General features: G+C 69.0%; 18 protein-coding genes. 2 read left to right on the top strand and 16 right to left on the bottom strand.

The window, feature by feature from the left end:
* Positions 1–104: 104 nt before the first annotated feature.
* From FQ137_RS06025 to FQ137_RS06010, 4 genes are read right to left on the bottom strand one after another with little or no spacing between them, the layout of a single operon-like run.
* The gene (locus FQ137_RS06025; RefSeq protein ID WP_149291589.1) at positions 105–1877 is read right to left on the bottom strand and encodes an acyclic terpene utilization AtuA family protein; all 1773 of its coding nucleotides are present in this window, start codon (positions 1875–1877) and stop codon (positions 105–107) included.
* Positions 1878–1889: 12 nt separating this feature from the next.
* Positions 1890–3275, bottom strand: a complete 1386-nt coding sequence (locus FQ137_RS06020) for a tripartite tricarboxylate transporter permease (RefSeq protein ID WP_149292678.1) — start codon at positions 3273–3275, stop codon at positions 1890–1892.
* Positions 3275–3781 (bottom strand): hypothetical protein, encoded by a 507-nt coding sequence (locus FQ137_RS06015; protein ID WP_149291588.1) that lies wholly within the window; start codon positions 3779–3781, stop codon positions 3275–3277. The genes FQ137_RS06020 and FQ137_RS06015 overlap by 1 nt, the downstream gene beginning before the upstream one ends.
* Positions 3771–5045: a hydroxymethylglutaryl-CoA reductase, degradative gene (locus tag FQ137_RS06010; protein ID WP_149291587.1), complete on the bottom strand. Its 1275-nt coding sequence runs from the start codon at positions 5043–5045 to the stop codon at positions 3771–3773. Before FQ137_RS06010 ends, FQ137_RS06015 begins: the two co-directional genes overlap by 11 nt.
* A gap of 154 nt (positions 5046–5199) precedes the next feature.
* Between FQ137_RS06010 and FQ137_RS06005 the strand changes: the two genes are divergently transcribed.
* Positions 5200–7107, top strand: a complete 1908-nt coding sequence (locus FQ137_RS06005; protein WP_149291586.1) for a GAF domain-containing protein — start codon at positions 5200–5202, stop codon at positions 7105–7107.
* Between the two features lie 42 nt (positions 7108–7149).
* On the opposite strand, the gene FQ137_RS15345 is transcribed toward FQ137_RS06005, so the two are convergent.
* A complete protein-coding gene (locus FQ137_RS15345; protein WP_188064791.1) occupies positions 7150–9111 on the bottom strand; it encodes a hypothetical protein in 1962 nt (653 codons plus the stop codon).
* A complete protein-coding gene (locus FQ137_RS05995) occupies positions 9048–9749 on the bottom strand; it encodes a DUF3558 family protein (protein WP_149291585.1) in 702 nt (233 codons plus the stop codon). Before FQ137_RS05995 ends, FQ137_RS15345 begins: the two co-directional genes overlap by 64 nt.
* 236 nt (positions 9750–9985) lie before the next feature.
* On the opposite strand from FQ137_RS05995, the gene FQ137_RS05990 reads away from it, so the two are divergent.
* Complete coding sequence (locus FQ137_RS05990; protein ID WP_149291584.1) at positions 9986–11350, top strand: HNH endonuclease signature motif containing protein; 1365 nt, start codon at positions 9986–9988, stop codon at positions 11348–11350.
* Positions 11351–11370: 20 nt separating this feature from the next.
* On the opposite strand, the gene FQ137_RS05985 is transcribed toward FQ137_RS05990, so the two are convergent.
* The 10 genes from FQ137_RS05985 to FQ137_RS05940 form a co-directional block, all read right to left on the bottom strand.
* Positions 11371–12231, bottom strand: a complete 861-nt coding sequence (locus FQ137_RS05985) for a cytochrome c biogenesis CcdA family protein (protein WP_149291583.1) — start codon at positions 12229–12231, stop codon at positions 11371–11373.
* Positions 12228–12836 (bottom strand): TlpA disulfide reductase family protein, encoded by a 609-nt coding sequence (locus tag FQ137_RS05980; protein ID WP_149291582.1) that lies wholly within the window; start codon positions 12834–12836, stop codon positions 12228–12230. The genes FQ137_RS05985 and FQ137_RS05980 overlap by 4 nt, the downstream gene beginning before the upstream one ends.
* Positions 12837–12839: 3 nt before the next feature.
* Positions 12840–13460 carry a histidine phosphatase family protein gene (locus FQ137_RS05975; protein WP_149292677.1) on the bottom strand — a complete coding sequence of 207 codons (621 nt, stop codon included), beginning with the start codon at positions 13458–13460 and terminating at the stop codon, positions 12840–12842.
* Positions 13461–13744: 284 nt separating this feature from the next.
* Positions 13745–15055 carry a glutamate-1-semialdehyde 2,1-aminomutase gene (gene hemL, locus FQ137_RS05970; protein WP_149292676.1) on the bottom strand — a complete coding sequence of 437 codons (1311 nt, stop codon included), beginning with the start codon at positions 15053–15055 and terminating at the stop codon, positions 13745–13747.
* 84 nt (positions 15056–15139) lie between these two features.
* A complete protein-coding gene (locus FQ137_RS05965) occupies positions 15140–16942 on the bottom strand; it encodes an alpha/beta fold hydrolase (RefSeq protein WP_255583671.1) in 1803 nt (600 codons plus the stop codon).
* Positions 16943–17224: 282 nt separating this feature from the next.
* Positions 17225–17467, bottom strand: coding sequence for a hypothetical protein (locus FQ137_RS05960; RefSeq protein WP_149291580.1), 243 nt, complete (start codon positions 17465–17467; stop codon positions 17225–17227).
* A complete protein-coding gene (locus FQ137_RS05955; protein ID WP_149291579.1) occupies positions 17464–17985 on the bottom strand; it encodes a hypothetical protein in 522 nt (173 codons plus the stop codon). The genes FQ137_RS05960 and FQ137_RS05955 overlap by 4 nt, the downstream gene beginning before the upstream one ends.
* Complete coding sequence (locus FQ137_RS05950) at positions 17972–18619, bottom strand: hypothetical protein (RefSeq protein ID WP_149291578.1); 648 nt, start codon at positions 18617–18619, stop codon at positions 17972–17974. Before FQ137_RS05950 ends, FQ137_RS05955 begins: the two co-directional genes overlap by 14 nt.
* Positions 18616–19656, bottom strand: coding sequence for a porphobilinogen synthase (gene hemB / locus FQ137_RS05945; RefSeq protein ID WP_149291577.1), 1041 nt, complete (start codon positions 19654–19656; stop codon positions 18616–18618). Before hemB ends, FQ137_RS05950 begins: the two co-directional genes overlap by 4 nt.
* Positions 19657–19815: 159 nt before the next feature.
* Entirely contained in the window at positions 19816–21459 is a 1644-nt protein-coding gene (locus FQ137_RS05940) for a uroporphyrinogen-III synthase (RefSeq protein WP_149291576.1), read from the bottom strand.
* Between the last annotated feature and the right edge of the window lie 27 nt (positions 21460–21486).

The following is a 21486-nucleotide window of genomic DNA, read 5'->3' as shown; positions in this document are numbered from 1 at the left end:
TCGGCGCCGGTCGCACCCAGGCTAGTAGGGCCTTCCTGAGCGGATCCTGGCAGGGTGAGCCGCCGCCACCCCTGCAGAGCGGCGGCTCACCAGGCGGTTCGGACTCAGCCGCGGCTGACGCTCTCCACCACGGAGCGCGGCACTGTGAGGTGGCGGGCGCGGACGAACTCACCGAGTCCCTTGGCCTGCGTGTCCAACGCGATGTTGGTCGCGGTGCCCAGGCCGAGGTACCCGGTCACCGTCACGCCGAGAGCCCTGAGGCTGGGGATGGCCCACAACCGAAGTGCCGAGTATTCCTCCGGCGGCAGCAGACTGGCGACGTTGTCCTCGGTCCACCACCGGCTGAGGAACTCGTGCGCCTCATCCGACAAGGCCCAGATGCCCAGCGTGGCGTTTCCGCCCTTGTCGCCGGATCGGCTACCGGCGATGCTGCCGAGCGGGACGGAGACGCCGGTCTCGTCGTCGTACTCGTACTTTCCGGTCCCCACCTCAGGCAGCGGGGTCTCATCCACGGCGGCAAGCGCGGGCGCACGCTCCACCTCCCACGTCCGCCCCTCGAACGTCACCCGCTCCGGCACCGCGGTGGCGGGGATGAGCGTGGGCCAGAACAGTTGACGACGACGAGCCCGGCTCGGCGGTGAGGTGAGGGCCATGCCCGGGAAACCGCCCAGCAGGATCTCCACCAACGCCCGCGGGAAGCGGGTGACCAACTCCTTGTCCGCATCGGCGACGGCGATCCGGAGGATGCTGGTGCCCTCGTCGAGCGTCTGTGGATCCTCGGTCTCGGAACCGATGAGGTTCACCACCACGTCGTCGAACGACCCGCGCCCCTCCGGGAACTCCGCCCACAGCTGGCGTAGGCAGTAGTCCGCCTTGAGGCGGCGCTGACCGCCGGTGACCAGGACCGACATCTCGGCGGACCACCCGTGGTCGGCCACGATCCCCGCCTTGAGCGTGGCCGGCACGACCTCACCAAACGCACCGTGGACGCGGACTCGGTCCGGGCCCACCTGCTCGACCTGCAGGCGGTCGAAGCGGGACAGCACATCCGGGTTGGCGTAGTCCGGACCGTTGATCTCGTACAGCAGCTGGGAGATCACGGTCTCGGTGGTGATGACCCCGCCGGTGCCCGGGTGTTTGGTGATCACGCAGCTGCCGTCGGACTCGATCTCCGCGATCGGAAAACCCGGGTGCTCCGGGTGCGGAATCTCCGTGAAGAACGAGAAGTTGCCGCCGGAGACCTGCGCACTGCACTCGATGAGGTGACCGGCCACCACCGCGCCCGCAATCCGGTCGAGGTCGCCGGGCTCCCAGCCGTAGTGCGCGGCGGCGGCGGCGACGATCGGGGACGCGTCCGACACGCGGCCGGTGATGACCACGTCGGCCCCGGCCCGCAGGGCCTCGACGATGCCCCACGCGCCCAGGTAGACGTTCACCACGGCGGGGGTGAGGCCGGTGTCAGCGAACGGCTCACCGGAGTCAAGGTGCTCGGCCCGCCAGCCGTCCGCCCGGAGTTCGTCGACGCGGTCCACCACGTCGTCGCCGTCCACCACGGCGATCCTCACCTCGACGCCCCGCTCACGGGCCGCCTCGGCCACCGCGGCAGCGCACCCGTGTGGGTTGACGCCGCCGGCGTTGGCGAGGATCTTGACCCCCTTGTCCCGGGCCAGTCCCAGGACATCGGAGATCTGGTCCACGAAGGAGGTTGGGAACCCGGCCTCCGGGTCTCGCGAACGCTGCTTGGCGAGGATGCTCATGGTGAGCTCCGCCAGCCAGTCACCGGTCAGGTAGTCCACGGGACCGCCCTCGAGCATCTCCCGCGGGCCGGTCTTCCGGTCCCCGAGGAACCCACTGCAGTTGGCGATACGCACGGTCATCGAAATACCTTCCTAGAACAGGGCGAGGATCGCCGGGACTGTCAGCAGCGCGACGTAGAACGCCATGAATTGCACACCGGCGTGGAGTTTGAACGCGCGGGACAGTAGTCCGCCGACCAAACCGACCGTCACCACCACAAGCACGCCGTAGACGCCGCCCTCCCACACCGCCACCATGAGGATCAGGGCGGTGAATGCGGCCACCACGGCCTCGTGACTGACCTTGCGCATGACGAACGAGGCGGCCGGGGCCGCGAACTTCATCGCGAGCGGGTACACCACCACAGCGGCGACGATCACCCCGACGAGGCCGAACACGAGGAACTCCCACGAGCTCATGAGTGTGTGGAGGTTGTTGACCTCCCCCGTCTCGGTGTCCACGGTGAAGCGCGGCGGGGCGTTGAACAGTGGCGCGGCCGGTCCCACTGACATCGGGCTCAGCGGCAGTCCGAACGCCACCAGCGGGATGAGGGTCTCACCGAGATAGGTTGATTCGGTGGTGCCGTTCTTGACGGCCATCTGCGTGGTGAGTCGGTGGTAGACGTTCTTGGGAACGCGTCGGATCGCCTCGCCCACCATGACCGTCATCGCGACCGGGCTGAACACGAACGTGCTCGAGGAGACGGCCGACGCCGCAATAGTCAGGCCCACCTGACGACGGTCAAGAATCTTCAGAGGGTTGGGGAAGTACCGCCCGTTCGAGGAGCCGGACACGGCCATGTGCCGCGTCTCCACCTCGTCCCGTCGCGCCTCCCGCCGACCGGCGGGCGACGACACCAAGAGCAGGTCGAGGATCAGGGGCCCCGCGGCGATACCCAGGAAAAAGCTCACTGTCAGCGGCTGTCCCCCGAAATCCCCGGCGACCGCGCGCAGTCCCAGGATGAGCATGACGAACGGGATGATCACGAGTACGCCCGCGGTCCGGGCCGGCGAGAAGAACGCGATCAGCACGGTGGCCGCGAGGAAAATCCACGGGGCCGCAGTGGAAACGGCGTCGGCGAACGGGCTCAGCAGCCCGGCGATACCCACCGAAACGGGCACCGAGACGAGGGCGGCGATGATGCCGCCACTGATCGCCTTGCGCAGGGCGATGTGCGGGATTCCCAGTCTGCGCAGGTAATTGGCCTCCTCGAGGAGAGGGATGGCCATGGTGTCACCGGGGATCCCCAGCATGGTGGTGGGGATCGCGTGGGTGAGGTGTTTGGACACCACCGCCGCGATGAAGAACGCGAAGATCCCGACCGGAGGCACGCCCAGCAGCACCACGAGCAGGGTGATGGGGGTGATGGTGGCCGTCTCGTCCGTACCCGAGACCAGGCCGAGCGCGCCAAAGACGACGGCGCCGATGAGCGCCCAGAGCAGGCCAACGGGCAGCAGCTCGATGATCTGTCCGAACATCACCGGTCACCCGCCTTCCCTGCGTGGTCGACCCCTGCGCCGTCGACGTCGCCGGCCGCGCGCCGCTCCGAGTCGACGAACGCGTCGTACAGTCCGAGGTCACGCATCTCCTGCCGGATCTGCTCCGGCACCCGCGAGGTATCACCGAGCCCACCGGGCTCGGTCGCCAGCTCCCTCAGGGTGTCCTCGAACGAGGTGCTGTCCTCCGGCGCCTCGGTGGTGACGATGCGCTGCGGGGCGAACAGTCGCGCGTTGAGGACGGCCGTGGACACGACGACAGCGAGACCGATCAGCAGGGAGTAGGTCCTGGCTATCTCCTGGTCGTCCATGACCGAGCCGAGGACCTGCTGCGACACCAGTAGCGCAATCAGCGTCGCGGGGACGCTGATGAGCAGCGACAGCCCCAAGTGGCGGGTCTTGACGGTCTCATTCCAGACGCTGACCAGTTCGGGTTCGGCGTCCGGGGCGACCGCCGGTGCGGCCGTCCGTTCCGGGTTATCGGCCATCGCGACGCAGCTCCTCAAGAATTTCGGCGGCCCGCTCGGCGCGGACGGCCTTCTCTGACACCATGCGGGTGGCCACGGCAGTGATCTCCTCCGGTGTGGTCGCGCCCGCGGACACTGCCACATTGCGGGCGTGCAGCGACATGTGACCTCGCTGCACTCCCTCGGTGGCCAGCACACGCAGGCCGGCGACGTTCTGGGCCAGTCCGACGGCCGCGATCACCTCTGCGAGCTCGGAGGCGGTGGTGACCCCCAGCATCTTGACGGCCGCCTGCGCACCGGGGTGCACCTTCGTGGCACCGCCAACGAGGCCCACGGCCATGGGGACCTCGAGCGAGGCCACCAAGTCGCCGTTGGCGTCCTTCTCAAACTTGGTGAGCGAGGAGTACCGACCATCGCGGACGGCGTGGGAGTGGATTCCCGCCTCAACCGCGCGAGTGTCGTTGCCGGTGGCCAGCACGACGGCGATGATGCCGTTCGTCGCTCCCTTGTTGTGGGTGGCGGCACGGTACGGGTCGGCCTCCGCCAGTGCGGCGGCGTGGACGATGTCGTCGACGATGTGCTCTCCACCGAGCTGCTCGGCGGAGAACACCGCTCGCGCCCGCGCCAGCCGCAGGTCGGCCTTATTGCTGAGGATCCGGAGGATCGCTCGCCCCTGGGCGATCTCGCCCACGCGCTCGGCGAGCGCCTCAGCCATCGTGTTGACCGCGTTGGCGCCCATGGCGTCGCGGACATCCACGATGAGGTGCAGTACCACGTAGGTCTGAGTGCGGGCCTCGACCAGCTGCACCTCGATATCCCGAACACCTCCACCGAGGGTGACCAGCATCGGATCCTGCTCGTTGGCAGTGGCGATGAGTTCGTCCCGCGCCTCGAACAGGCGGAGCCTGGCAGCCTCGGGGTCGGCCACGTCCACCAACTGGATCTGCGCCCGCATGATCGGGTCGGACGAGCTGGTGGTGAACCCGCCCGAGGCGCGAGCGATGCGGGCCGCGTTGGACGCTGCGGCGACGACCGACGGTTCCTCGGTGGCCATCGGGACGAGCACGTCGCGACCGTTGATGGTGAAGTTGGCCGCGAACCCGACGGGGATGGGCAGTACGCCCACCACGTTCTCGATCATGTGGTCGGCCTGGTCGAGCGTCAGCGCGGTCGCGGGATCCCACGCCGCGAAGTCCGCTGACTCGAGGGGGGAGTTGGCCGCCACGATTTCGCGACGCTCCTCCAGGGTCAGGTCTTTGAGTCCCGGGATACGACTGTTCACCATGCGTTGTCACACCTTCTCGAGGTAGAGGCTCTGCTGGGTCCCTGGCCCTTCACCACCAGCGGCGAAGGGTGTGACCCACTGCACTTAGCTGTGACCATATGTGCGGCCGCTCCGTCGGGCAATGTGCTGAGGTCACTGCTGTAGATTGATTTTTGTGGTCATCGCACATGATGCAGACGACGGTTCGGATACTTCCGGTTCACTGTCCGGTCTCCTGCGCAGCATCGCCGACCGGGACTCCGAGGCGGATTTCGACGCCCACCTTCGCCGCGCCGAAGCCGGACTCGACGCCGCGGAGGCCGCACGGGTCCGGGCCGCCGCGCACGCCGCGCGCGGTGCGTTGATGACCGAACACCTGCGGGCCTCCCGGATGCGCGAGGTCCACGAGTCGACCGGCGAACTCGTGGCCATCCACAATGTGGACGCGGTGCTCCGTGAGATCACCTCGAGGGCGCGCCGCCTGCTCGAATGCGAGTACGTCTACCTCAACACTCCCGACGAGAGCGGCGAGGGCTCGTTCGCTATCCGCGCTTGGAGCGGTGACCTCGACCCCGAGTTCCTGGGGGTCACTGTGGCACCGGGTGTCGGGGTGGGCGGGATCGTCCTGCAGACGGGCGAGACGTTCCAGGTCAGTGACTACGGGTCCACCCACCGGATCGCCCGCTCCCCCGGTTACACGGACTTGCTCGCACGTCAGGGAATCTCGACCCTGCTCGGCACTCCGCTGATGGTGTCGGGGCGGATTACCGGACTATTGTTCGCCGCGCGGTCGCACGCGTCGGCGTTCACCGACGACGAAGTCTTCCTGTTGACCGCTCTCGCGCAGCACGCGGCGATCGCCCTGCAGAACGCCGAGTCGGATGAACGCCGGGAACGGGCGTTGCGGGAGTTGTCTGTGGCGATCGAGCAGTCCGAGACCAAGCGTGCCGAGCAGGAGCGTCAGTCCCGGCTCCAGGCCCGACTCAGTTCCATCATCCTGGACGGGGCCGGGGTCGCCGAGGTTCTGGACGCCGTGCGAGGCGAGGCTGGCATCGACATCGCGTATGTGGACACTTCACGCGGTCCGGGCGGCCACGTGATCGGCGCCGTGCCGGGGATGCCCGACCCGGGCGTTCTCGCGGCCACCCGGGGTGAGATTTCGCGTCCCGGGGTCCGCGCGGTGTCGGTGCGGGGGCGGCGGTGGTCGGTCATTGATGTGGTGGCCTACAACCGGGTGCTGGGTCATCTGGTGTCCGGGCCACGGGGGCTGGACGACGAGGCCGCCGCACGCCTTCTTGAGTGGACTTCGCAGGCCACGGCGTTGTGCCAGCTGTCCACGCAGGCGTTGGCGGATGCCGAGCGTCGGTCGGCGAGGGAGGTGGTGAGGCGATTGGTCTCGTCCGCGTCCCCCACCCATGAACTTCGGCGTCAGGTCCACCGTTCGGGTATCGGGACCGACGGACTTCGGGTGCTGTTGCTCGACACCGGCGGGGAGCCCACGGAGGGCGTCTTCACGGATCTGACGGTGCGTCACGGTGGTCTGGCCGCCGAACTGGAGGACGCGGTGGTGGTGTTGACGCCGGCCGGCGACGACGCGTCGGTACTCGAGCTCGCCGAGGAGATGCGGCGCCGCTTGCCTGTGAACGTGGTGGTGGGGCGGCACATCCGTGACCTGGCCCGGATCAGTTCCGAGTATTCGCAGGCTTTGCGTGCGGCGCGTCTGGCGGCAGCTCTCGGATATTCTGGGGAAGTCCTGCGCGTAGAGCAATTCGGCGTGTTTTCGATGTTGTTCACCGATCCGGATGCGGTGGATTTAGAAATGTTCGTGCGGGTGCAGGTCGGGCCGCTGCTCGACGCGGATGCCCGCCACGGGACCGAACTGGCGTCCACCGCGTTGACGGTTCTCGACCACGCCGGAGGACTCACTTCCGCCGCGAAGGCCCTGAATGTTCACCCCAACACGGTGGCGCAGCGCGTCGGGCGCATCACTCGTCTGCTCGGGCCTGGGTGGCGCGAGCAACCGCGTGCGTTTGAGATTCATGCCGCGTTGAAGTTGGACGGGTTGCGGGCTGCGGCCCGGTGAACTGGGCTCCGCCGTGACGGTCATCCGGCGTCAAAGGTGACGTTATCCGGCTCCGCGTCCCGTGTAGTTGCGGCCGAGCACGCGGCCTCTGGACGGTTCGGGCTGGTCCTGCGCGGCGGCTGCCGGGTCTTCTGTCGGTGCGCGGCCCAGCACCGCGGGCGCAACTTTGACGGGGTCACCGATGATCGCGGTGGTGTTGGTCGCATTGGTCAGATAGCTCGCCGGGGTGTGCCCGCGACGGTCATTGTTCTGCCCGGCCCCTGCGCCACCCATCATCCCGCCCATCGGCATCCCACCAGCCCGCCCGGCCTGGGCCGCACCAGTCGACGACGACACCGCCCCGGCACTCGGCCCACCAGCCACCGAGCCAGCCCCCGGCACCCCGGCCACCGGCCCACCGACCCCGGGCGTGGCGACCCGGCCGGCTCCGATACCGGCCAGCGTCCCGGCACCACCCATCCGCGACGCCCCGGCACCTGCAGCCGCGGCCCCGCCACCACCGACCAACCCGGCCGTCGACCCGAACCCTCGATCCCGGCGGCTGCTATCACCAGCGGCCGCACCTCGAATCCCCCGGAGACCCGCCATCCCGACTGACCTGCCGGGGCCCTGCTGACCATGCGTCCCCGGCACCGGAGCAAGCGGAGCCCCGGCCGCCGTCGTCGCCGCATTCACGCCACCACCCGCACCCGTACCCGCTGCGCCCGCCGCGCCCGGTCCTTGCGACGCCCCCACCGCCCCGGCACCCTCCGGCGATGCCGCACGCGCCGTGAGTAGGGCCTGCTCGGTGGCTGCATCTGCAGCCACGCCCGGCGAACTCACCGCCGCCCCGGCACCCACCCCGCCCACGCCCCCGGCAGCACTTACCCCGCCCACCTCGGGGCCGGTCGCTCCTCCTGCCGGCGCAGCGATCGCGGACTGGTTCGGCGCAGCCGCTTCGGCCGGGCGCGGGATGCCTTCGGTATTCCAGATGCGCGCCATATCGACACCACCCGGCCCTCCCAACGCCGAAGTCGACACCACCCGATATGCAGCCGTGAAATCCAAGTCATCCAGATTGGCGTCCATCACCGCCGGGCTGTATTCGGTATTTACAATCGCCCGAGCCTGCTGCTCCGCCGCCTCCACCCGCGCCCGCGACTGCGCCAGCGTCGACGGCGCCACCGGCCCCTGCATTTGTCCCGATGACCGCGCAATTTTCGCCTGCACAGCCTGCTCAGCAATATTCGTGCGCGTGGTGACAAACCCGTCATGCGCTCGCCGAGCCTTCACCGCCACCTTGCCCAACTCCCCAGACAGTGCGACCGCCGAGGTCACCAGACCTCGAACAGAATCCTGCGCACTCGACGCGAACTCGCCCTGCCAACCACTCCCCAGAACGTTGCCTAAATCGGCCTGCAACTGAGCCGCAGCACTCTCCAAGGCTTCAGACACGGCGCTCGCCCGTGCTTCGATCTCACCGAACTGGGCAGGCTGCAACCCCTCAGCACACTTAGCGATGTATTCCAACGGCGAATCCGACACATCCTCCGGCCCCACCCGGCCGTACGCACCCATCACGCACCGATCATCAAGCGCAAACACTTCCGACTCGCCCGCACGAATCAACCCCAAACTCTGCAACCCCGCAGGTTCCGCAGCAGCCTTCGCCAACGCCCCCGCCAACGCCTCATCCTGCGCCTCAATCAACCCCCCAGCAGCAGCAAACAGAGCCGACATCGCACGGGCCTGGTCCACAAACCCGTTCAACAATGTCCGCAAATCCTCGCCAGCAAACAACGAATACACAGTGCCGATCTGACGAGCAGTAGCAAAAGAACCAGCTCCGCTAGATTGCATATGCGAGACGTTGAGCCTAGACGCTGTCGAGACTTGGTCTATGAACCGTCCACACGACTCAATACAAACTTCCGCGACACCTGTATCGAGGTGAACCAGCATCAAAAGTCTCCTTTTGGCAAGTATGGCATTGCCGGCGAAATTGATTTTTCCAGGACAGAACATGGATCCGAGAACTTCGTGCCCTTGAACGAGGCCAGCCCGTCAATGAGGTCCACGCTCACGAAAACAGTGCCCCTCGACGAAAAGAACGTTTGTTGACAAATGTGGGCGCCCATATCTGACTTGCTGAGCAGGCGGAGGCCCGAACGATCTAAAATTATCGATTCGCTCGCTTGGAATGTCTTGTCTATCAGATACTCACCGCGCGACTTCCAGGTCGAAAGCACACCGAAGATGACTTCCTTGTTCTTCCATCCGCATGCCATTAGATCTCCCGGCCTGTCAATTTTTAACTCATCATCTACTCGTACCGGTGACCCCACCCCCTCCTCAATTGCCTCGACCGGGATCTCGGCGCACGGGTCGAACAGTGCGGGCCTCTGCTCAATCGGTAGATCCCACGGATTGCCCGGCGTCTCGGCGGCAGGTGGGCTCGTCGTCGTCGACATCCCACCTTCCCCCTCAGCCGACGCGCACCCCGACAGCATCACACCGGCCGCAAGCACGGCCACGAAAGCTCTACTTGTCCCCACAACCTGTACGACGGGCCACCCCACCACACGGTTCCCCCGGCCGGCGACATTCTTCGACCGGCCGCATCGTCGCAGCTCAACGGGGATCTCGGTGTAGTAGTCGCTCACGAGCAGACATCATCCCAGCCACCGCCCACCAGTGGGTGGGCCACCAACGTCACCGATTGCGGGCCGATCACCGTGCCCGCGGAACCATTCAGAAGTACCGCGACGTCGCGAGCACAACCCATATCGGGTCTGGGTCCGGAGTCTCGCGGCCCTCTGAATGCTGGTCCCCCGAGTCGCGCGAGCCGCCTGAACTTCGGCAACGCACCGTGTCGTACCCCGATGACCTAATCGAACACATGAGCGACACCGTGATGTGGGCGACGGCCAGCAGCGAAGCGACCACCGTGCTGTCCGCGTTGGATGCGCACCTACAGCAGGACTGGACTCGGGCGTCAGCGGCTGAGCTGCATGCCGAACTTGTCGCTCTTGAGCAAGCCCAGCGTCGCATCCGCGCCACCCAGGCCCGCGTCATCGCCGCCGCGCGCACCACCAGCACGGCCCGGCAGATGGGGTTCGTCAATGAACGCCAGATGCTCACCGGGGGTTTGGGCCTGGCACCCGGGGACGCCCGCGGGCGTCTCGACGACTCGGCTATCGCCGATACCGCGCGCATGCGCGCCACCGCCGAGGGCACCCTGTCAGCCGGACACCTCAGGGTCATCAACGTCGCCCTGGCCGCCTTGCCTGACGACTACGACGACGAGGGGCGCGCCCACCTGGAAGCGCAGCTGATAGCCCTGGCCGCTGACCAGTGCACGACCCGCCGGCTGCACGAACACGCGCATCGGCTCCTCGACGCAGCCGACCCGGGGCGCGCCGAGCGCGGCGCAGAAGAGCGCGCCCGCCGCCGATCCGTCACGTGTAGCGGTCAGGGGCTGAACTTGATGGCGCGGGCATCGATGACCATGGACCCGGAACTGGCCGCTTTGATGCGCGAGGTGCACGCCCGCTGGGGTCAACCCGGCCGGCTATGGCCCGACCCGGAGGCCAAGGACACCCGCACCGACGGTCAGCGCATGCACGATGCGCTGGTCCATTCTCTGCAGTTGGCACTGTCGGCGGATGCAGCCAAGACCGCCGCACCGGCGGCGATAGTTGTCCGCGTGGACCTCGATCAGCTCGCCACGCTCGCCGGCTGCGGCGAGACCGACGGCGGGATCCGCGTGCCCGTGCCGCAGGCCTTGGCCATGGCCCGCGCTAACCACTGGTTCCTGGCCCTGTGCGACCAGGAAATTGGCCTCAAGCTCTACCGCGGGCGCCGCACCGCCTCCCGCTACCAACGTCTAGCCCTGTTCGCTGCTTACGGAGGATGCACTCACCCCGACTGCGACCAAGACGCCCGGCACTGCCAAGCCCACCACGCAGGAAAACCCTGGGCCGCCGGCGGCCTCACGAACATCGACGAACTCGCCCTGGCCAGCAGCGACTGCCACGCCATGATCCACGACACCGGCTGGACCACTGTTCCCGACCCGCGCGCACCTCAAGGAGTCAGATGGATCCCACCCGCCGGAACGCCCCGCGCAACGACTCCGCCGTCACCCAAACCCGGGCCACCACCACCGACACCACTCAAAGCGCCGGTCCTACCCTTCGCACTCCTACACGACCTCGACGCTGCCATAGGCCAGCGTCTCCATACCGGCCGGGAGGCTGCGTGACGCCGCGCGGTCCGTGCAGGTCAGATGGGCAGAGTGGTGTCGGAGATGGCGAAGTCCCGCAGCCAGTCGATGAACAGCGCCCATCCACCGGTGAGCAACAGCAGTCCCACGAGGATGAGCATGACGCCGCCGAACACCTGAATGGTCCGGGTGTGCTTCTGCAGCCAGCCGACGGTCCTCATCGCCCGGGTGGAACCAAAGGCCACGATGACAAACGGGAGTCCCAGACCGAGGCAGTAAGCCACGATGAGCAGCACCCCGCGTATCGCATCGACCCCGGTGCCGGCCGCGACCGACAGCGCGGCGGCCAGCGTCGGACCCAGGCACGGAGTCCAGCCCAGGGCGAACACTGCGCCGAGCATCGGGGCACCGATCCAGGTGGACAGTGCTTTGGGCTGCATACGTGTGTCGCGCTGCAAGGTGGGAACGAGCCCGATAAAGACGAGGCCCATGAGGATCGTCACCACGCCCCCGAGGCGCTGCAGCAACTCCTGCTGAGGCGCCAGGTACTGCACAGTGCCCAGCACCATCGCACTGAGCAACACAAAGACCACGGTGAAGCCGCCCACGAACAGCAGAGAAGCGCCCACCACCCGGGCCCGCGAGGATCGCCGGGTGCGGCGCTCCTCCACCGTCAAAGTAGCTGTGGCGGCGCGCTGACGTTCGGCAGCGGCAGCAGTAGCCGGGGGGCGCTCGGCGCCCACGACGCTGGCGAGGTACGCCAGGTAGCCGGGAACCAGCGGGATCACGCATGGCGAAGCGAACGACACAAGCCCCGCCAGGACGCACGCGCCCAGGGCCAGCAGAATCGGTCCGCTGGCCACGGTCTGCTGGAACGTCTCCCCCACGCTCTGCGCGAGCAGGATCACCTCAGGGTTCACACCGGCTCGACCTCCTCGGCGAGAAGTTCGTTGACGGTATCGCGCAGCTTCTCGTCCGTGATCTCGGCGAGGTACACCGCCGCCACCCGGTGCTGCTTGTCGAGGATGATCGTCGCCGGCACCACGGAGGTCGGGAAGCCCCGTAGTGCGGCGACCGCCGCGTTACTGGGATCCCAGATCGACGGGTATGTGATGCCGTTGTCCTCGACAAAGTCCACGGGCTTCTGCCGGTTCGGGTCGCGCAGATTAATGCCGAACACGGTGGCACCCTGCGGCCCGAACTCTTCCTGCAGGCGTTGCAGGTCGTCGGACTCGGCGCGGCACGGCCCGCACCACTGTCCCCACAGGTTGAGGATCACAACCTGGCCCGCGAAGTCGTCTTGCACGGTGAGCGTCCGGTCAGGGTCCAGCAGATCGGGCCCGGTGATCGACGCGACCGGCTTACGCTCGGACGGGAGGTCGTAGTGGATCTCGATCTGCCCATCGGGGCTGACGAACTCGAACGTCTCCGGGCCCACCACCACGGCGTCGTCGCCGGTCGCGCAGCCGGCAGTGAGAGCGCCGGTCAGCAGCAACGCGCCGAGGACGGCCTTGGTCTTGCGCATTGTTCAGGCTCCAGTCTGCGACGGGTCGGACGCCCCCGCCGGTTCCGAGTAGACGATGTCCCGCAACGTCGTGCCCTCGAACACCAGCGAAGTGATCGAGGCCAGCGAGCACTGTCGTTTCCGCGGGTCGTGCCACAGTCGCCGCCCTTCGAGGAAGCGGCGGGTGGTGTAGACCGGCAGCTGGTGGCTCACCAGGACTGCCTCATGCCCGCGGGCGGTGTCGAGTGTGGAGTAGACGGCGCCGATCATGCGGTGCGCAATCTGCAGGTACGGCTCGCCCCACGACGGCCTCAAAGGGTTGCGCAGGATCGGCCAGTACTGCGGGTCGCGCAGGGCGCCGCCGGGGCCGCCCACCTTGCGCCCCTCAAAGCGGTTGTCCGCTTCGATGATGTCGTCGTCGATCCCCACCGGCAGTCCGAGCAACTCGGCGAGCGGCGCGGCCGTTTCCTGGGCGCGCTGCAGCGGCGAGGCAACGACCGACACGATGTCGTGTCCCTGCCCCAGGACCCGGCCCACGGTCTCGGCTTGACTGCGCCCCAGCTCGGACAGTCGGAAGCCGGGCAGCCGCCCGTAGAGGACGCCCTCGGGGTTGTACACCTCGCCGTGGCGGACCAGGTGGACGATCGTCTGGGTCTCGTTCGCGCGAGACGAGGTATCGCGGGGGGTCGGCGACGACGAGACCGGCTCACCCGGAACGGCGATCGTCCCCGGCTCGGCCCCGTAGGCGGCGGACCCCTCGGGCTGCGTCTCGACCGGCGCCTCTGCCGGGGCCGCGGTGGCGGCGGGCCCGCGCAGCGACGGCGGGGCCGCGGCAGGGGCCGGATGGTCACCGCGGAGGGGAATCGGCAATGAGGTGGGGCCCGTCGACGGGACAGCGAGCCGCCCCCGCAGACCTCGCCCGGTGCGGCTCATCGGCCCGTCACCGGGGCGGACGCCGCGGCGGCAGCCTCGGCGGCCACCGGCAGGGCGTCGGCGATGTGCTGGAAGTCGTCGTCGGTGAGCGCGGTGGACACGAACCAGGCCTCGAACGCACTGGGCGGTGCGTAGACCCCGCGATCGAGGAGGGTGTTGAAGAAGGGCGCGTACCGGAAGGTCTCGGCCGCCTTGGCCCCGGCGTAGTCGATGACCTGCTCCTCGGTAAAGAACACGCTGAGCATGGTGCCCGCCCGCTGGATGTTGTGGGCGACGCCCGCGGCCTGCAGGGCGTTGCTGATGAGCGCCTCGAGCCGGTCGGCGTTAGTCTGCAGCGTGTAGTAGCACGAGTGGTCGGCCAGCCGCAGCGAGGCCAGACCCGCAGCTACCGCGACCGGGTTCCCGGACAGGGTCCCGGCCTGGTAGACGGGGCCGGCCGGCGCGAGGGCCGCCATGACGTCGGCGCGACCGCCGAACGCCGCGGCAGGCAGTCCGCCGGACATGACCTTGCCGAAGGTGGTCAGGTCGCCGGCCACGCCGTCGATCCCCCACCAGCCGCGGTCGCCGGCGCGGAACCCGGTCATGACCTCGTCCATCACAAGCAATGCGCCGTTGTCCGAGCACAGGGTGCGCAGTTCCTCGTTGAAGCCGGGCAGCGGCGGGACGGTGCCCATGTTGCCGGCGGCGGCCTCGGTGATCACGCAGGCGATCTCGTCGCCGTGGTTGGCGAAGACCAGGCGGACTGCTTCGATGTCGTTGTAGGGCAGCACGATGGTGTCGTGGGCGGCTGCACCGGTGACGCCGGGCGAGTCCGGCAGCGAGAACGTGGCCAGGCCCGAACCCGCGTCGGCGAGCAGTGCGTCCACGTGACCGTGGTAGCAGCCGGAGAACTTGATGATCTTGGAGCGGCCGGTGAAACCGCGAGCCAGGCGCACGGCGCTCATGGTGGCCTCGGTACCGGAGTTGACCAGGCGCACTTGTTCGACGGAGGTGCGGGCGACGATCTCACGGGCGAGGTCGACTTCTCCCTCGGTGGGGGTGCCGAAGCTCAGTCCGCGGCCCGCGGCTTCGCGGACGGCGTCGACGATCTCGGGGTGTGCGTGCCCGTGGATCATGGGGCCCCAGGAGCACACGAGGTCGATGTACGTGTTGCCGTCGACGTCGATCATGCGCGAACCCCGCGCTTCACGCATGAAACGCGGGGTTCCGCCGACGGAGTTGAATGCACGGACCGGGGAGTTGACTCCGCCGGGGATCAGCTCACTGGCCTCCGCGAAGAGCTCGGCCGATCGGGTGGTGCCGGACATGCCGGACGGGGTCTGGAAGGCATCACTCGAAGTCGTCACCCGACCAGTGTCTCAAAGTCCGGCCGCGAGTACCCCCTCGCGGTGTCAGGCCTGCGGCGACACCGGCGGTGCGGGGGGCGCGAACAGCGCCTTGGCGGCTGCGTCAACCTGGCCGGTGAAGTCGTGGAACGCCTTCTCCGCCTGCTGGTGCAGCTCCTGCGGCGTGGGCAGCGGTGCCGGTGCCGGCAGGACCGGTGCAGGTGCCGGTGCGGGAGCGGCACCGGCGTCGCGGTGTGTGCCGTACCAGTCGTCAGCACCGGCGACCGGGGCGGACATGCCCTGCTGAGCGGCGGCGATGCGCTCGGACTCGCCCCACTTCGGCAGCGGCTCGGGGGACGGCTTGCCCTCGACGTGGCCCGGTGTGGCGACACCGGTCTCGAGGAAATCCATCACCAGGTTGTCGACGGCCTCGTTGCCCATGCGGAAGGTGCCGTGGTCGCCGCCGCCGACGGTGACGAGTGCACCGCCCATGGCCTCGGCGACTCGGTGCGCGCCGGCGATGGGGGTGACCGCGTCGTTCTCGGAGTGCAGCACCAGCGGCTTCTCGTCGAGCGCGTCTCCGTTGGGGCGGATGGTTGTGGCGACGGGCTGCCAGCCGACGCAATCATCGCCGGCGGCTTCGACTGCGGCGCGGGTGGTGAGACGGTTGCCGCCGGTCGCCTTGTCGGCCTTGGCCGCCATCACGCCCAGCTGGTCGGCCGGTGCGGCGGTCTCATTGCAGGTGATGATCGAGTTCATCTCGATGTCGGTGCGGAACACCGGCGAGCGGTTCTCCTGCGCGGCCAGCATCAGTCCCACGGTCTCGTAGTCGACGCGCGCGATGGTGCCGCCGTCGTTGTAGTACTTGAGGATGTGGGCGAGCATCGGCCACGCCTGTTCGGAGTAGGTTGCGCCGACGGTGGCGTCGTACAACCCGGTGGTGGCGTTGTTCGTCAGTCCCTGCAGCGCCGCGGCCCGGGCGAAGCCCTCGACACGGGCACGGGTGGGGGCGGTCCCGTTGATCACGTCGAGCGCGGGCTGTTCGACCGCACTGCCGCGGAGTTCCACGGGCAGGTCACCGGTCTGGGCCGGCGGCGGAGTGAGGTTGGCGGGGCCGCCGACCTCCTGGTCAGTGACCCACTTCCAGGACTGGAACACCTTCAGGGGGGTGTCGCCGAGGCCGTAGTAGTCGTCGCGCTCCGCGATCCACGCGAAGATGTCATTGATCCGCTGCTCCTGGGCCAGCGCTCCCTGCTCGGCCTGCTTGGACCACCGCCAGTCGGGGTGGGTGTTGGAGTCCAGCACCATGCGGCCGGTGTGCTCGGGGAACAGGGTGGCGAAGTCGGTGCCGATCGCGGTTCCGTAGGACACGCCCACGTAGTCGACCTCGGCCAGCTCGAGCGCCTCACGGACCGCGTTCATGTCGCGGGCGGCGTTCTCGGTGGTCATGGATTTCATGTACTCGGGATCGGTCCCGTAACAGGCGTCGTGGAGCGGGTTCACCGCGTTCGGCCCCACGTAGTCGACGTTGCAGACCATGGGGTTGGAGCCGTACAGACCGCGCGGCTGAACAGCGACGAGGTCGTGGTTCTCGTACAGACCGGCCGGGCCGGTGCCGTCGAGGGCCGGGCTCCAAAAGTTCAGAGCGTAGTTGCCCGGCCCGCCGGGGTTGCCGAATACGGTCGAGCGCGGCTGCCCAGACGAGGCCTTGATGCGGGTGAGCGCGACCTGGGTCTTGGCGGAGTCGGGAGCGTTGTAGTCGACGGGAACCTCGACGGTTCCGCACTCGAGACCGGCGGGGACGTACTCGGCCTCGATGCCGAGCATCTCAGTACAGTCCTGCCATTCGACCTGGGCGGCAGAAGCCACTCCGGATCCCAGAAGGGCGATCGCTCCCACGACCGCGGTGGTGCCAACGAAAGTGCTAGACGGCTGCACCGATCCCCGTTTCCCTGTGCTGTAGGTGTTACTCCGACGAATCGGACGCATCGTCCGCCCATTTTCACGAGCGTCACATGCGTCCGAACCGCACCAAATGTAGCCTGTGTTCCGCGCCACGCGGCATCGGGCCGAGCACACTCAGGGAACCGTCATCTGATCGTTACCGCGGCGCGGGTTCGGCCCGGAAAAGCCCAGGCAGAAGTAGATCCGTCAGCCTCTTCCTCGAGGGGTGCGCCGGAGGACCGCGAGAGTCGTGAGGACCATCGTCAGCCCGGCCATGACGGTGGCTACCAGGAGCAGTCGAGTATCGGTGCGGACGCGTTCGATGCTGCCGTCTACTGGCGGGTCGACGACCGGCGGTGCGACGACCATGATGTCTCGGGACAGCCACCACAGCAGGACCGCGAGCACGGCGGTGACGACCGCGGCAACGGCGAGCCGGCGAGAGCTCACGTGGGGTCCGGCTCGCCGCGGACTGCCCCGACGGCTCCCGAGAGGGCGGCGTGCAGCGCCGCGCGGTTGCGGGCCCAGGCGCGGACCTCGGCCCCGGTGTCGAGGCGCAGCCCCACGGTGGACCGGCGACGGGGCACGTCCCGCAGTTCACCGAGGGTCCGGGCGGTCTCCCACTGGGCCTCGGGCTCGCCGGCGGCGGGAAGGGGCAGGACTCGCTCGACCCGGTCCAGCTCGAGTTCCTCGGTGCCCTGGATGTACACGTCGGGGGTCACGCGGATACGGCCGTGGACGCGGGTGGCGGCGATCATCACGCCGTGGCAGAGCGCGGTCGCGATCGCACAGACGGTGAGCATTAGCCAGTGCACGGGAGCTCCGGTGGCCAGCTCGAAGAGCGCGGCGAAGGCGCAGAACACGGGTGCGGCGAGGATCCAGGCCCAGCTCCAGCCGTCCTCGGCGTACAGAATCGGCCCCTCCGGCTCGATGCCCGGCCGGGTAACGGTGGGTTCATTTGCCGGCATGCGTGCCGCCCCCCGGGGTCGTGTACCGCATGGCCTCGGCCCTGTGCTGGCGCCACACTGCGGTGGCGGCGCACAGTCCGGCGAGGATCTGGAGGGCGATGATGACGAAGCTCACCACCTCGCCCCGCTCCCCCGCGGTCGCGACTCCGCCGAACACGCCGATGATCACGGACACGGCGTCGACGATGAGGAAGATGGCGACGATGTCGAGCATGGTGCGGGCCCAGCCCCTGCCGGAACGCAGCTGGAAGGCCAGCCACACGGTCACGGCAGCGGCGATGAGTGCCAACACGGCGCCGACGGCCCGGGCGATCGAGAACACGCTCTCCACGGTGATGTCGGCAGACGCGGCGCCTGCGACGGCGTCGCGAAAAGCGTCCCGGGTGGCTGGGGGCAGATCTCCGAAGCTGGCGGTCGCGGAGTTGATCAGCATCCCGATCAGCCCGAACGCGGAGGCGGCCAGCCACAGAACCCACGCGGTGTGGATCTCCTCCGGCGGAGGGCCGGGTCGCTCGTCGGGCGCGTCGCCGGGTTCGCCGGGGCCGGGGGCACCGGGGGCACCGGGGGCACCGGGCCCCGGGCTGGCCGGAGCGGGCGGGGCGGGCGGGCGCCAGGGCCCGCTGCTGCGAGTCACCGGGCGCCCCACCCCTGGGAGAGGAGGCGTGCGGCGTGCAGGGCCCAGTAGGTCAGGACGATGTCCGCGCCGGCCCGGCGGATGGAGATGAGCGACTCCATGACGGCCGGGTCGTGATCGATCCAGCCGCGCTCGGCCGCGGCGGAGATCATCGCGTATTCGCCCGAGACCTGGTAAGCGGCGACCGGGACGTCGGCCAGTTCGGCGGTCTGGCGCAGGATGTCGAGGTAGGACATGGCGGGCTTGACCATCACCATGTCGGCGCCCTCCTCGAGGTCCAGCTGCACCTCGCGCAGGGACTCACGCATGTTGGCCGGATCCTGCTGGTAGGTGCGGCGGTCCCCGCGCAGGGACGAGCCGACGGCTTCACGGAACGGGCCGTAGAAGGCGCTGGCGTACTTGGCGCTGTACGCGAGCACCGCGACGTCCTGGTAGCCCTCGCGGTCCAGGGCCTCGCGGATGGCGACGATCTGGCCGTCCATCATCCCGCTGGGGCCCACGACGTGGGCGCCGGCGGCGGCCTGTGCCACGGCGAGGTCGTTGTAGGCGGCGAGGGTGGCGTCGTTGTCGACGATCTGCTCGCCGCGCGGGTCGGTGCCGAGCACGCCGCAGTGGCCGTGGTCAGTGAACTCGTCGAGACAGGTGTCGGCCATGATCACGAGGTCATCGCCGACCTCCGCGCGCACAGCGGTCAGGGCCCGGTTGAGGATGCCGTCGGGGTCGGCGCCGCAGCTGCCGGTGGCGTCTTTGTCGGCGTCGAGAGGCACGCCGAACAGCATGATGCCGCCCAGGCCCGCCTCGGCGGCGGCAGCCGCTTCGCGCCGCAGCGAGTCGACGGTGTGCTGGACGACCCCGGGCAGCGACGAGATGTCGCGCGGGGCGTCGATCCCATCGGCCACGAATGCGGGCAGCACCAGCTGTCTCGGGGCGAGCGTGGTCTCGGCGACGAGCCTGCGCATGGCCGGCGTCGAGCGCAGGCGACGCGGGCGCACCAGCGGCGCGGGAACGGATGTTGTCTCGTCAGGCGTTGTCGTCACGGTTCCCACTGTACGAAAGTCGCCGGTGGTCGGGCGCGGCGCGGATGGCGTCGGTGCGAGCGGCGCTGGTGGACCGGCGCGGGCTCGTGGCCGTCTGAAGACGCCCTCACCCCGCCCGGCGGGTCGACGGGCGGGGTGAGGGCGTGCTGGTGCGCTGGCTCAGCGGCGCCGGGCGCGGCGGCGCGGGGGCGGCAGTTCGCCGGCCGCGCGCAGGTGGTCGGCGTGCGCGGCGAGGGCGTCGACCAGTTCGAGCACGGAGGCGTTCTCGGGCTGGACGTCCACCCGCAGGCCGAACTCGGCGGCGGTCTCGGCGGTGCGCGGGCCAATGCAGGCGATGAGCGTGCGGGCGTGCGGCTTTCCGGCGATACCCACCAGGTTCCGGACGGTCGAGGAGCTGGTGAAGCACACCGCGTCGAACCCGCCGGTCTTGATCATCTCGCGGATCTCGGCGGCCGGCGGGGCGGCGCGGACGGTGCGGTAGGCGGTGACGTCCTCGATCTCCCAGCCGCGGTCCGTGAGGCCCTCGGCGAGGGTTTCGGTGGCGATGTCGGCGCGCGGCAGGAGGACCCGGTTGACGGGGTCGAGTACGTCGTCGTACGGCGGGAACACATCGAGCAGGCCGAGGCTGGACTGTTCGCCGGTGGGCAGCAGCTCGGGCTGGATCCCCAGTTCACGGACGTGGGCGGCGGTGCCCTCGCCGACGCAGGCAATCTTCACGCCGGAGAACGCGCGGGCGTCCAGGCCGAATTCGACGAACTTCTCCCACACAGCGCGCACGGCGTTGGCGGAGGTGAACACGACCCACTGGTAGCGGCCGTCGACTAGGCCCTTGACCGCACGCTCCATCTGGGCGGGGCTGCGGGGCGGCTCGACGGCGATGGTGGGCACCTCGACGGGCACGGCGCCGTGCTCGGCGATCCGCTCGCTCATCTCGGCGGACTGCGCCTTGGTGCGAGGCACCAGCACGTTCCAGCCGAACATGGCGCGCGACTCCCACCACTGATGACGGTGCCGCTCACCCGCGGACTTTCCGATGGTGACGACCAGGTCACCTTCCATCTCGCGACCGACCTCGGCCATGGTGGCCAGGGTGCCGTCGGCGGACTTCTGGGCGCAGAGCGAGCCGGCGCACGTCACGGTCACCGGGGTGCCGGCGGCGAGGCCCTGCTCGGCGAGGTTGGAGGCGGCCTCAGCGAGGTGGCGGCCGGTGGTGCGCAGGACGATCGGGCCGGGCGAGCCGACGAGGGCGGCCCAGTCGACCTTGCCGCGGCCGTCGGCAAACACGTAGCCGGAGCCGAGCGCGATGCCGGCGAAGGCGGGCACGGCGGTGGCCTCGGCGACGCCGGGGACGACCTCGAACGGCACGACGGTGCGGCCGACGGCGGCGATCTCGGTGACAGTGGCGTCGGTGGTCATGGGGTCACCGGTGACGAGGCGGACCACATCCCGGCCCTTTTTGGCCTCGGCGACGAGTTGCTTGGCCACGGCGGCGGGCTCACCCAACACGGGGCGGACGTCGGCGGCGGTGGGTGCGGGCAAGGTCTTGAGACGCTTGACCTCCGCCTTGTCCTCGGCGGCGACGGCGGCGTCCATCTCGGCCTGTCGCGCGTCGAGCAGTTCCTGTGGGACCGGGACCTCGGTGGCGATCAGCGCCAACACGTCGGCCGAGACGTCGGCGTCGGCAAACACCAGCGAATTGCCGGTGAGGACCTCGCGGGCCCGGCAGGTGAGCATCCCCGCGTTGCCTGGGCCGCCGCCGACGAAGCGGACGGTTCCGGGGCGGGTGGTGCGTGCTCGAGTCATTGTTCGTCTCTCCGTGGGGTGGGTGCC

This window comes from Dietzia sp. ANT_WB102, assembly GCF_008369165.1.
Taxonomy (GTDB): Bacteria; Actinomycetota; Actinomycetes; order Mycobacteriales; family Mycobacteriaceae; genus Dietzia.
This window is presented reverse-complemented; position numbering and strand designations above follow the sequence as displayed.